The 12,716-nt window shown below is 50.4% G+C and carries 11 protein-coding genes; 5 read left to right on the top strand and 6 right to left on the bottom strand.

The window, feature by feature from the left end:
* Window positions 1–34: 34 nt before the first annotated feature.
* Both PP769_RS05200 and PP769_RS05205 read left to right on the top strand, forming a co-directional pair.
* Window positions 35–823: an SDR family NAD(P)-dependent oxidoreductase gene (locus tag PP769_RS05200; protein ID WP_312645855.1), complete on the top strand. Its 789-nt coding sequence runs from the start codon at window positions 35–37 to the stop codon at window positions 821–823.
* Window positions 824–942: 119 nt separating this feature from the next.
* Window positions 943–1,626, top strand: coding sequence for a zinc metallopeptidase (locus PP769_RS05205; protein ID WP_312645856.1), 684 nt, complete (start codon window positions 943–945; stop codon window positions 1,624–1,626).
* A 1,551-nt stretch (window positions 1,627–3,177) separates the two neighbouring features.
* On the opposite strand, the gene PP769_RS05210 is transcribed toward PP769_RS05205, so the two are convergent.
* Window positions 3,178–4,473 carry a tetratricopeptide repeat protein gene (locus PP769_RS05210; protein ID WP_312645857.1) on the bottom strand — a complete coding sequence of 432 codons (1,296 nt, stop codon included), beginning with the start codon at window positions 4,471–4,473 and terminating at the stop codon, window positions 3,178–3,180.
* A 260-nt stretch (window positions 4,474–4,733) separates the two neighbouring features.
* Here PP769_RS05210 and PP769_RS05215 point away from each other — a divergent pair, with 260 nt between their 5' ends.
* Window positions 4,734–5,348, top strand: coding sequence for a DUF488 domain-containing protein (locus tag PP769_RS05215; RefSeq protein WP_312645858.1), 615 nt, complete (start codon window positions 4,734–4,736; stop codon window positions 5,346–5,348).
* Between the two features lie 291 nt (window positions 5,349–5,639).
* Here PP769_RS05215 and PP769_RS05220 read toward each other — a convergent pair whose 3' ends face one another.
* Window positions 5,640–6,245 (bottom strand): outer membrane protein, encoded by a 606-nt coding sequence (locus PP769_RS05220; protein ID WP_312645859.1) that lies wholly within the window; start codon window positions 6,243–6,245, stop codon window positions 5,640–5,642.
* 829 nt (window positions 6,246–7,074) lie between these two features.
* On the opposite strand from PP769_RS05220, the gene PP769_RS05225 reads away from it, so the two are divergent.
* Window positions 7,075–8,202: an endonuclease/exonuclease/phosphatase family protein gene (locus PP769_RS05225; protein ID WP_312645861.1), complete on the top strand. Its 1,128-nt coding sequence runs from the start codon at window positions 7,075–7,077 to the stop codon at window positions 8,200–8,202.
* 15 nt (window positions 8,203–8,217) lie between these two features.
* Here PP769_RS05225 and PP769_RS05230 read toward each other — a convergent pair whose 3' ends face one another.
* From PP769_RS05230 to PP769_RS05245, 4 genes are all read right to left on the bottom strand, one after another.
* Window positions 8,218–8,574, bottom strand: a complete 357-nt coding sequence (locus PP769_RS05230) for a BON domain-containing protein (RefSeq protein ID WP_312645862.1) — start codon at window positions 8,572–8,574, stop codon at window positions 8,218–8,220.
* A 265-nt stretch (window positions 8,575–8,839) separates the two neighbouring features.
* Window positions 8,840–9,160: an HNH endonuclease gene (locus PP769_RS05235; protein ID WP_312645863.1), complete on the bottom strand. Its 321-nt coding sequence runs from the start codon at window positions 9,158–9,160 to the stop codon at window positions 8,840–8,842.
* Between the two features lie 636 nt (window positions 9,161–9,796).
* Window positions 9,797–10,597 carry a dimethylarginine dimethylaminohydrolase family protein gene (locus tag PP769_RS05240; RefSeq protein ID WP_312645864.1) on the bottom strand — a complete coding sequence of 267 codons (801 nt, stop codon included), beginning with the start codon at window positions 10,595–10,597 and terminating at the stop codon, window positions 9,797–9,799.
* Between the two features lie 15 nt (window positions 10,598–10,612).
* Window positions 10,613–11,851, bottom strand: a complete 1,239-nt coding sequence (locus tag PP769_RS05245) for an ornithine cyclodeaminase, nickel-pincer nucleotide-dependent (RefSeq protein ID WP_312645865.1) — start codon at window positions 11,849–11,851, stop codon at window positions 10,613–10,615.
* A 221-nt stretch (window positions 11,852–12,072) separates the two neighbouring features.
* On the opposite strand from PP769_RS05245, the gene PP769_RS05250 reads away from it, so the two are divergent.
* Window positions 12,073–12,699 (top strand): hypothetical protein, encoded by a 627-nt coding sequence (locus PP769_RS05250; protein WP_312645866.1) that lies wholly within the window; start codon window positions 12,073–12,075, stop codon window positions 12,697–12,699.
* The last annotated feature ends 17 nt before the right edge of the window (window positions 12,700–12,716 follow it).

The following is a 12,716-nucleotide window of genomic DNA, read 5'->3' on the forward strand; positions in this document are numbered from 1 at the left end:
TTCCAATCATCCGTCATGGGAAGGGAGTGTCATCATGAATCTGGAACTGAACGGTAAAAAGGTCTTGGTGACAGCTTCATCAGGGGGCATCGGGCTGGAAATCGCGCGTGCTCTCGCCGCCGAGGGCGCTACAGTCGTGATTAACGGTCGAACGCAGGCCGGCGTGGAGCAAGCTATGGCGGAGCTCCGAGCCGATCTTCCCGATGGAGAAATGATTCCTCTTGTGGCTGACAACGGAACTGCCGCCGGGTGCAATCTCACCATCTCCCATGTGCCCGAGGTCGATATTCTGGTCAACAATCTCGGCATCTACGAGGCTGTCGGATTTTTCGAGGAAACGGATCAGGCGTGGCAGGAGATGTTCGAAGTCAATATCATGAGCGGCGTGCGGCTCGCCCGCCATTACCTCCACGGCATGCTTGAACGTGGCCACGGGCGTGTGGTCTTCATATCAAGCGAATCGGGCGTCTCTCCGGCTCCCGAAATGGCACACTACAGCGCAACCAAAACCATGCAATTAAGCATCGCACGCTCATTGGCCGAACTCACCAAAGGGACGGAGGTCACGGTCAATTCAGTGCTCCCCGGTCCCACCCGCACGGAAAGCGTGGAGAGGTTTATCCGGAACATATTTCCTGATCTTACGCCCGCGGAAGCCGGACGCCGTTTTATGTTGGAGAATCGCCCGACCTCCCTGATCGGTCGGCTGATTGATCCAAAAGAAATAGGAGAGATTGTGGCGTTCGTCTGTAGTGCCCGCGCCTCGGTGATCAATGGGTCTTGCATCCGGGCCGAAGGCGGCCTCGTGCGTACGGTCTTTTGATGGAACAAGCCAATAAGCAAAAAGACCTCTTCGAAAAATCCTTGGGTGTAATCAGGAATACAACAGAAGCTGCAATCCCTTTCTTGGTAAGGAGTGGGCTGAGGAGATAGAGTAATTCTATGCGCATGATTCTTCTTTTTCTCCTGCTCATGATTATCGTGTTGGGACCCCAACTGTGGGTGTGGTGGGTCTTCCGCCAATATCGTCAACACCGTGAGGATCTTGGAGGAACGGGAGGGGAATTAGCGCGGCATTTGCTCAATCGGTTTGGTCTGCAACAGGTGCGCGTGGAACCCACGCCGATGGGAGACCATTACAATCCCGAAACCAAAGTCGTCGGTTTGAACCCACAGCATTACAACGGTAGATCCCTCACAGCGGCCGTTATCGCAGCGCATGAAGTCGGCCATGCTTTGCAAGATCATGAGGGCTATACCCTCTTGAAAGATCGAACTCATTTGATCAAATTTGCGCAGAAAGCCGAAAAGGCCGGGTCCTATCTGATGCTGGGCATTCCTGTCCTGGCTGGAGTGACCCGGATTCCTGCAGTAGGTCTTGCCGTCTTAGCCGTGGCGATCGGGACCATGAGCGTCTCCGCAATGGTGCATCTCATCACCTTACCCGTGGAATGGAATGCCAGTTTTCGACGGGCCCTGCCGATCCTCAGAGAAGGCGGCTACCTGGCACCTCCGGATTTGCATGGCGCCAAACGTATCCTCACTGCTGCCGCCCTCACCTATGTCGCTTCCTCACTCTTCAGCCTGGTGAATATGTGGCGGTGGATTCGCCTCGTCAGGCGGTAATTCTCAGTAGGGACGTCTTCCGGATACGCTTCGGTCCTGTAACCAAACGAAATCCTACCTTTCTTCTTAGATCCTCCGGCCAGTAAAACGACCTCATCAACAGCCAAGAGCGTGGCCGAATTTACCAATCTTTGATTAGAACCCAGATTCCTAAAAAAATTAATGAGTAGAGGCCGCATCCTAGCAAAAGAACTTTTGGAGGGACCCAGGAAATAACGAAACGTTGCAGTGAGCTATTGGTGCTGTTAGGACTATGAAGAGTGAAAAGGTGCCGAACAAACTCACCAATGGAGGATCATTCCCATTTCAAACCCGTGGAATGAAATGCCACGTTTCGTCGGGTCCTTTTCATTCTGGATAAAGACGGCTACCTGGCCCCTACGGATTTGCACGAAGCGAAGCGTATCTTCACCCTCGTCTCCCTCACCAATGTCGCCTCCTCACTCTTCAACCTGGTGAACTTGTAGCGAGAGTTCCGCCTGGTTGAGATACCTTCGACGGGTCGTTCAATACCCCTGTGATCTAGGTCGATGGTAATCTTAGAAAACGGTTTCCAACTCCAGTAGGTGAACGGCTAGTCCGAATATTGAAAAATCTTTTTAAGAGGTCCACGTACCCAGGAGCTAAAATCCGATTTACCAAAACACAGGGCTATCCGGTTTTTTGCGGAAAAAGCCCATGCGATAATATTTCTTGCAAAAACTTTAGAAGAAAAGGGGGTGATATCTTGTTCTTTTTATACGCATACAGTCGATGTTACTCTGACCGAGGCTGGGTGGGGCAGAATTGCTGAACTGGAGAAGGGTGAAACGCGGAAGGAATCAAAACAGGCTTTTGTGCAATGTGGTTTGACCGATCCTTGGAAACTGCCTGGCAGAAGGGTTACAAATGACGATTAATGAAACGGGATATAAGGCCATGCGAACTGATCTCCAAGAACACAACGAAAAAATATGTGATTCTATAATAGCTGAGATTCGGAAAAGCCGATTTCTCGGGGCGGACTTCATCGGTCATCGTGGGGGTGTCTACTTCGAGTTTGGATTTGCGAAGGGACAGAGGATGAAGTGATTTGGACATGTCGAGATATCGATTTGGGAAATACCCATTTCGATATCTGCCACTATAATCACATTGTATGGAAGGACGAGAAGGATCTGTTCGAAAAGTTGAAGCGTCCCATTGAGGCGACGATCCCTATGTAGTCAGGATACTTAAAACGTATTACGAGATCCCCATGGATATTTCGTAAGGACGAACAACGTTTCCAATGTACAAAATACGCCTCCCGTATCTCAATCGTCTTAGATTGTAACACTTTCGGAGCTGTGGACCCACGGTCATTCGACGCGGCCTATTGAAGACTTCATCGGGCCTCTCCAGACGCACGACCTTCACATAATGGCCGATGCCCGGACGATCCCGTTTTTCCTGTGGCAAATCCTCAGTTCCATCAGAAGACTCTTGCGCAGAGTCTCGGGAAACAGGGCTGTCTTCATGTCCTGGTCGCAGGATAGCCGGCCGCCAATAAGGAGGGACGTTCATGCTTACCTATTGGCAATAGCCGCCGCTTGAAGAATTGCGGCCCATCCAGACTCCGCCGGCGAAGTTACATGAGGATTCGTTTGTGGCCTTTCCCCTTTCGGCCTGGCGTGCACGAGCTTCAGCTTCCATTTGGTCAAATTCCTTTCCTTTTTCTCGCATGTATGCCAACCGTTCGTTGTTGTTGCGAAAAGTGACGCCGACGGGATCGGCCGGGCAGCGTAGAAATCCAAGCGTCTTCTGCTCTTCCTCATTTCGGAAGCCGATGCAGTTGGTGTAATTGTTGAGCCAGCGTGCCCAATAGTTTCCATCCGGATGTCCAAGGCTGGCGGCTTTCTTAAACGTTTCGATCGCTAGTGCCCGGTTTTGCGGCACGCCCATGCCGAATTCATACATGCGACCCAAAGCGAACGCTCCATCCTTATACTTCGGTGCGCTCAGGGAATAAAGGCGAAACGCCTCAGCCCAATTCTCCCCCACACCCTTTCCCAATTCGTACATGAGGCCGAGCGTTTTCTGACCGATGGCATTCCCCTGATCTGCGGATTTTCGATACCACGCCACAGCCTGGCTTTCGTTTTTTGGGACACCTTCCCCAAATTCGTATTGGACACCGAGCGCGAGCTGGCATTGGTCGTTGCCCATGTCCGCGCATTGGCGATACAGCTTGGCGGCCTTTTCGAATTGCTTCTGTTTGTAGGCCCGATAGGCTTCCTCTTTGATGCTCTGCCCGGCTTTGGGATGCAAGCGATCCTGTTCGTGCTTTTCAATAAATTTCGGTGCGGCCTTGTCTCCCATCGCCGCAGCCTTTTCCAAAAGTTCCTTCACCTTGGATTCGTCGTGCGGTACGCCTAAGCCGAGGCGGAATAATTCCGCCAGGCGCCGAACGGCTGCAGGGTTTCCATTGTCCATGCCTTTTTGATACCACCTGGCGGCAGTAGCGGGGTTTTCTGGAATTCCGTTTCCCTTTTCATAGAGGATGCCTAGGACCAGCGGCGCCCGCTGGTCGCCCCCGTTGGCGGCTTTTTCCAACCAGGGGAGCGCTTTATTGATATCATGTTGCACGTAGAGGTGAATCGCTCCGGCGCAGAACATGGAGTCCACCTTGCCGGATTTCCCCGCGACAAGATGGCTCTGCAAGGCGATGCCGGCCGGTGATTTTCCAAGACAGTCTTCTTGAAACGAGCCAGCGGCAAAGAGAGGACTTCCGGACAATATTCCGCCCAGCACGAACCACGACAGCAATAATTGGTGCGCGTGGACAGAAGAAAAAACAGAGACGCAGGAGGAAAAGGGTATCCGCATAGGGGACCTCCTGGGAAGGAAGGAGAATGAGCCAAAGATTACAGCCGGATATTAAAGGTGTCAATGCAATCCGTTTGATAAGCAGTTACATCAGAATGGCCGGTTGTTCTCCGGAAAAACACGAGAGCCAGGGGAGTGTGACGCGCTGGCCCTTCTTCTTCCATGGCGGATAAGATGATATCGTGCCTCTTCTATCTTTCCTGGTTCTAATAAACAGACGGTCAAAGCATTCCTACGAATGCTGGTGGAAATTTTGAACGATGGAGATTGACCAGCCCTCTGGACTCAGCAAGCCTGGCGACACTCACTCGCCTGAGACACCCGTGTCTCCGGTGTTGTGGACCATCGGTCATTCGACACGGCCTATTGAGGAATTGGTCGGGCTTCTTCAATCGCATGGCATTCAATTGTTGGTGGACGTCAGAACGATTCCGTTTTCACGGCGCAATCCGCAGTTTCACCAGAAGACTCTGGCCCAGAGTCTTCGTGAAGCCGGGTTGCAGTATCGCCACATGCCGGAGTTGGGAGGTCGGAGGAAAACCCGCCAGGATTCGGTAAATGTGGGATGGCGGAATGCGGGTTTCCGAGGTTACGCGGATTATATGCAAACTCAAAAGTTTTGGGGTGGGCTGGAGGAACTGGTGAATATCGGACAGCAGTCACCATCAGCCGTGATGTGCGCGGAAGCGGTGCCCTGGCGCTGCCACCGGACGCTCATAGCAGATGCATTGGTCATCCGTGGTTGGACGGTCCACCACATCATTTCGGCAAGTTCTCTCAAAACGCACGCACTCACGCCCTTTGCCAAGCCTGACGCAGGTCGCCTCACTTACCCCTCTGAAGCCTCCTCGGAATCGACTCTCCGACTATTCTAAGGGAAGGCTGAAGTTTCTCACGTACACTTGCCAGCCTCAGGTATATCGCTTATTTGTCCCCTTCATACCTTACATCTTCCACGTGAATAGACATCATGTCCTGGTGAGATGGATCCCTTAGAACATATGAGCTTTCAGTACTTGCTAGGCGAGGGACTTTACAGATTGGAATGACCCTTCCCTGCAGATAAGCGTTTTTTTTTAAGACCACGCACGTACTGACCCTCGGGCACCTGTGTCCCTGATTGTTCAGGGGCACAGGTTTAGAGGGAGGAAACTCCGGATAGAAGTTTAGAAATGATAGTTGAGACCAATTGTGACCATATGACCCTCGTCATGAAAAGATACCGAATTTCCACTTTGATCTTTTGAATGAATTCGCTCCAACCAGACCCACCGATAAGACCCATCGACCGACCAGTTCTGGTTCACCATCAGTTGCAGGCCGGCACCGCCATGAAGACCAAAGCGTTGTTGTGCATCACTATAATTATTGGGTCCCTTCACATCGGTGTAATACCAGCCCCCGCCCCCGATCAGATAAGGACTCAACCGCTTTCCCGGCAGTAGATAGACGAGGCCGGATAACTGAAGTGGAAAAGTCTTGGCCGTGGTAGAACCATAATCATTTTTTCGATAATCCATCGACCCTTCAAGAGCAAAGACGTCATTTAAGTACCATCGGGCCTGGGCTCCTCCATACCAACTGTCATCTCCGCCAATGGGATCGTAATACATGGCCCGACCACCAATGGAAAAATCTCCTTTGCTGATTTTCTCGGAAAAAATGCTATCGGCTGCTCCTACCGGACTATGGACCATGCTGAACCCGAGGACGAAGGCGGATACTGTACCAAGCCACGCGAACTTTTTTAGACACTTTCCCGACACTTCCATAAGGACTCCTTTCCTTTAACCTTCACCATCTATTTAATTAGAAGAGATTTGATCCGATGGTGGTAAAGATTCAAATCTCCAAACAGCTTTTTTTCGGCTACTCCTGTGGTTTTTCTCACGACTTTTTCATGTCATCAAGGCGTGAGATTTCTTTCCCTTTATCCTTTTATTCGGTGCCGGTCCTGCGGGTGGACAGCATATTTCTTTTTTCGAGAAAAAGAGTTGATGAACATAATTTTCATCATTGAATGTTTGAACTTTGCGATTATGATCTAATTAGTAACCTGACATAATTGTTAAAAACCCTGGACGCCTGACTTGAAATACTTTTGTTTTTGGTTTGGTTTCGGGATGGCGGAGAAGAGATTTCTAGAGATTGGAGAAAAAGGGGAGGATCACTTGCTACATGGTAAAAGTTTAAAAAACCAGCAAGTGCAGAAATTGAAGACTCGTCTGCTGCCTTCTTGAGGTTTCTTCAGTCGGGCATCTTGAGCCAAGGGGGAAAGATCTGCCCACGTGGGGCTATTACTGCTGAGCGGAATCCTATGATTCACTCTGTAGGAATTAGTGGTTGAATAAATGGGTTCCCTACATTCCACTTTTGTCTATTGGCGACGAAAGAACCGGCAGGTAGAGGATTGAATAGGTCGAAATATTTATAGAGATCCACCGTGCCATTTTTTCCTATTCACACTGAGAAGGGGTAAATGAAATTATCTCATCATTTTATTCTCCGATTGGGCGTTTTGCTGTTTATAGAGCCTAAATACACAAAGGAAAGCTGGACACGATGTTTATCGAAATATTGGGGCGGTGTAAATAAGATGCCATGCTGGGAATAATTTATCCCGTTCTTATCTTTCTGGCTTTGCTGATTATGACGGCAACCCTTTTGCCGCTTCTTAGGGTTGATGAGTGGTGGGTGCGTATCTTCGATTTCCCACGACTTCAGATATTTACCATTGGGGTGGCTCTCGCCGTGGCGCTGGTCTACTCGATTTTCTATTCAGAGCATGCGTTTGGGAAATGGGTGCTCATTGCACTTATCCCATGTCTCGTCTATCAGGCATTCCGGATGTTTCCTTACACGCGGTTGGCTCCCAAGCAAGCGTTAGATTCTCTCAAATCCCCTCATGAAGATCTTTTGAGTGTTTTGACAGCCAACATCTACAAGAATAATCGAAACGCATCAGGATTTTTAAACGTCGTATCGTCTGCCTCTCCCGACGTCGTGCTCGTTATTGAACCCGATCAGTGGTGGGAACGACACCTCAGCGGACTTGAAGCCTCCTATCCCCATACCATCAAACAACCTTTGGGCAATACTTACGGGATGTTGCTTTATTCACGATTGAAATTGCGAAACTCTGATATTCGTTTCATGGTTGAAGACCACCTTCCATCATTTTTTACTGAAATTGAGTTGCCGTCCGGAAGAATTATTGAATTTTATGGACTACATCCACGTCCTCCGAGTTTTGGCCAGGATACGGATGAACGGGATGCGGAACTTTTAATTGTTGGCCGGGAGGTGGCACGCGCCAAAAAACCCGTTGTAGTTACCGGAGATTTAAATGATGTGGCCTGGTCCTATACGACAACGTTATTTCAGAAGATTAGCGGAATGGTGGATCCTCGAATCGGCCGGGGGTTTTTCAATACCTACCATGCCAAGTATCCGATATTTCGCTTCCCCGTTGATCATATTTTTCACTCTCCCGCATTTCGTCTGGTTGAAATGAAGCGATTGTCGCCCATCGGGTCTGATCATTTTCCCATATTGGCGGTTTTATCGTATGAACCGGAAGATCGAACCATTTCCGGAGCCCCTGAGGCAGACTCAGATGATCGGCAAGAAGTCGATGAAACATTAAACAAGGTACAAAAATATAATGACCTCCACACACCTGTGCCCCTGACGGAACGCCAGGGGCACAAAGTCGTTGGATGGCTCTGAAATTCCGATTGCGTGTTAATTGTTCTTGGACATCGCTTTGGGCTTAATCGCTAATTTATTAACGACCTTCTGGACTCCATCTGTCTTTTTTGCGATTTCCACGGCCCGATCGATCTGATTTTGTGTTTCAACGAATCCACTCAACATGACCGTGCTTCGGTGGGTATCAACCTCAACCTCAAACGCATCCACCAGGTCATCGGCAATCAATGATGACTTGACCGATGACGTAATCACGGCATCGTCAACCGTGGTTCCCACACTCCGCCCATGGGGATCGCTCGCACATGCTGAAAATGCCAATGCACATACTACGCTTGCCACCATTAACATGGCTTTGACTCTCAGTTGGTTTGTGAAGGTGGTGGTCATAACAATTCTCCTTTTTGAAATGAAAGTTTTTGGGCACAGCCTCTAGGCCATTCGACAATAGACTGGGTCAGTATGCGTCAAAGAGGGACGAAGCAGAATTGATAAAAACCCTTGATTTTTGACTTGAGGCGCCTGGGTTCTTGGGGGAGTCGTCAGGGCAGAAAAATTCTTGTTAGGAGGCCCGAGAAATGGTTTGGAAAGCAAAAGGAAAGTGGGTGTTAACAGGCCGAGGAGATTTTAAAAGGACGAAATTTTAGAAATCGGGTTAGTTAATATCCTTCTGCTTTATCTGATCGAGGAGAGTTTCAGCGGGGGTAGTGAGGTTTTTGCTGCGGTTGCAGGACTGACAGGCCGGGACGACATTGCCTCTGGTACTTTTTCCTTTCCTGGCCAATGGCACCACATGATCCATGGTCAAGTTTTCTGCTCCCACCTGCTGATGACAAAAGTGACACTCCCCTTTTTGGATCTGGGCTTTCCACCAGGGAGTCTTCCGTAACTTTTTCCCGTTTTCGCGCTCAATTCGTATATGCCGTCTGATCGCGTCATCGTCACCGAGTGAGTAAAACTGTTCTGGTTGGGTCATAAAGAAAGGTGGCCTCTGTTTACAAGACTTTATGCGGGTTGATGACCATTGAAGTCATGAGCCAGGTTAACCTGCTTTGAAAGATTGTAGCGCTTGGGTCGGCGCTTTTAAAAGACACGGGTGATTTTCGGATCATAAAAAAAAATTATGATTCCGGCCTTATACTTTTACGATGTGAATCTAATGCCAGTTGGGGTTTTCCAGGGAAAAAATAGGCAGGTGAACGAGTCGCACTTGGGAGCAATCCTGCTGCCCACGTAATTTTCTGTATTGCCGGTTTTCGCCTCGGCAGGGGAGGTCTTTTACTTTCGGGAAAAGGACCCAAACCATTGACGCCCTGTCTGGCCTCATTGGAGCGGACGGACGCCAGCCTGCGGAGGGCGGACCAACTCGCTCCGCTCAAACAAGGCCCGCCAGCGAATGAGAGCGTCCTTCCTTGGGCCAGACGGCAGGCGTCGGACCATGGGAAACTGATTATTTCAATGATTCACATGAAAGAACGAGGAGCCATACAACCTGTATGATCGGGTTTTCCACTGGGGCACCGATCCTTCGCAACGCCTCGGGATGACAATGAGTCAGTGAAAGCTACTGCAGTCCCGCAGTTCAGATAGAAGGAGATTGAAGGTTGTGCGATTAGTCCAGCGCCAGAGTCAGGCATTTGGCGGAGCCACCGGCTTTGAGAAATTCATCCAGTTCCACGGGATGGGTGGTGTAGCCCTGTTTCTGTAGCCACGCCATCGTTTCCGGGCATCCGGTCGGCAGCACGACATGGCGGTCGATACACACTGCATTGCAGGCAAACCGCTCGCCTTCCCGGGATGGAACGGCAAATCGTTTTTTCTGTTCTATGCGAGAGGTCAGCACGGTTTGGGCGTACGAATCGAAACAGGGGGGGAAATAAAGGAGTTCTCCTCCACTGAGGGGACAAAAGCAGGTATCCAGATGATAAAACCGTTGATCCACCAGTTCCACAGGCATGATTTCTTTTTGGAAAATTTCCGACAATTGGACATAAGCGCGGATATCACTTCGTTGGCGGTAGCCGCCGATCCAGAAATCCGGAAATCCCAATAAGTCCCCCGCACCTTCAAAGTTTATGTCGGGGTCAAGGTTGATGACTTCATAGCCCTTCCTGGTGAACCAATCAATAAAATATCGTTCCTCACCCTGCCGTTCCGGGTGGCGGAATTGACTGGGTACAGCCTTGCCGCCGTGTAGGACACCCGCATTGGCGGTAAATACCAGATCTGGAAGTTTTGGTACCGGTTCCATAAATTCAAGTTTGGCTCCAACCTCGCTCTCGAGTACCTGGGTCAGTGTTTTCCATTGGGTCCTGGCGCGTTCTCCATTGGATTGATTGGACACTCTCATCCATGGATTTATTTCATATTCGATACCGAAATAATCCGGCGGGCACATCAATAAACGGCTCATGATATTGGTATCCTCCTATCCTTTCCAGCCCAGTTCACGCGCCAGTTCCCATAAAAAAGAAGAAGAATCCATCACCAGCCCGACGGCTTGGAAGCTTCCACGGTCACTCAGCTTTGTGGGAACGGCGGGATTGATGTCAACACAGACCGTAGGTGCCGACGCCGGTAGCAAATTTCCCGTCGCCACGGCATGCAGCGTGGAGGCCACCAACAAGGCCAATCCCACGCCGGGAATGGCCGCGCGCATGGCTTCCTGGGCTTTAACGGAATCGGTGATGACGTCCGGCAAAGGGCCGTCGTCGCGAATCGTCCCGGCCAATACCATCTGGACCCCCCGTCGCACGCAGGCCGCCATGATCCCTTCTTTGATGAGACCGCCTTTGACGGCTTGTTGAATGCTTCCTAGGGCCCGGACTCGATTGATGGTGCGAAGATGGTGTTCATGTCCATGGGGCACCGAACGGCCGATCCCCAGGTTATATCCCAGGGACGTTCCGTACAGGCTGGCTTCCATGTCATGAGCGGCCAGGGCATTCCCGCAAAAGAGCACATGGATGTATCCCGCTTCGATAATCCATGCCAGGGCTTCCCGTCCTCCCGCATGGATGATGGCCGGACCACCGGCAAACAACACCTTCCCTGACCCTTTGCCCTCTTTTCGTTGTTGGTGGATCGCCTTCATTCGCTTGGCCACATCGGCGATGATATGACGGTGTGGGCGTTCGGAAGAAACCTGGGCTTCCATGAACCCGAAGACATCGCGTTCCTTTGGACGTTCCAGCGGGAATACCCGAACCCCTTTCCGCCCCGTGACAACCAGATCGCCTTTTCTTACAGAGCCCATGGAAACCATTTGCGCGGAAGGGGGGGAGGTCTTCAGCCTGATGGCTAAATCCATTTCGGGTTGCGGAACATCGATCCAATTTCCTTGCCACCGGATTTGAGTGGCCAGATGAGAGGTCGCGTAAAAATCCTCCGGTAAAATTCCATCAGCCGGGGCTGGCTCAACTGTGCAGTCTTCCTCGGTTTCAACTACAGCTCCATGGGGTTGGATGATTTTCAGGATTTCCTGTAGTAACTCCATCGTGGGCGCTTCAATCAGGATGGTGGCATGAGAAGTGTCTTCCCGTCGGGTTCCCACCGTGACTTCCGAGAGGGTAAAGGTCCCTCCCAACATGACAATGTCATCCAGAACCTTCGCGAGGATCAGTGAATCAATGATATGCCCTTGGATGGTGACGGTTTGAACGATCATAGTTTTATTTTACCATGAAATTCTGTAAAGACTTGATGAAAATATCGCTTGGGGGTTAATCCTTCGCGCGATGGCGAAGAGGGACTTGGAATAGTTCTCGCTCATGATGCCCCGGCCCATCCTGTTAGACCTTTTAAAGGAAATGGGAGAAGAATCATTCTCATGGGTTTCCCGACGGTGCTATACTAGAAGCATCCATCATTTTCCTGGGGGAACCAAATTTGAACCAGTATCTTTTTCCTTTCCTATTCAGTCTTGGACTCGTCTGGGGTTGTGGGGGGCAGGCCTTGCAGGCGACGGCATGGGCTTCCCCCGGCACGGATGTCTTCCAAGCCTTCACTCAACACATCGGTGCTCAAATCGGGAAAGATAAACAGGAATTTGCAATTGCCGATTCCTGTACGGTCTATTTTTATCAACTTTGGAACAAAAAAGCCCGGCCTGAGGTTGAGCGCATTCATTTCTCCCCTCTCTTAAAGACAGGGCTTGATCTTGATTGTGTGAGGCTCTTTCCCGAGGGGTTGGAACAGGCCCGGGAAGCCTTTGGGAATTCGCAACAACTTCTCTCCCTCAGCCTGACGTTTTATCAAATGGCTTTAGTGGGGGATGGAGATGATAATCAGGAATATAGTGCACACGAAATCCACGATCTGCTGGAAGCCTTCAGACTACCGTTTCAAGAGGGACGACCCTTGGGAGGGTATATGAACGCCCTGACGGGCTTATTCGATAGTATTCGCAGGGATGTTCAATTCAAATACCTGATGGAGGGCATGCAGGTGTTGATGAACAAGGGGTATCGCTTTTCCGAAGCGGATCAACGGGCATTGAATCAGGAGCTTAATTGATAGCGTGTCGGATGAAG

This window comes from Candidatus Nitrospira allomarina (genome assembly GCF_032050975.1).
GTDB classification, from domain to species: domain Bacteria; phylum Nitrospirota; class Nitrospiria; order Nitrospirales; family UBA8639; genus Nitrospira_E; species Nitrospira_E allomarina.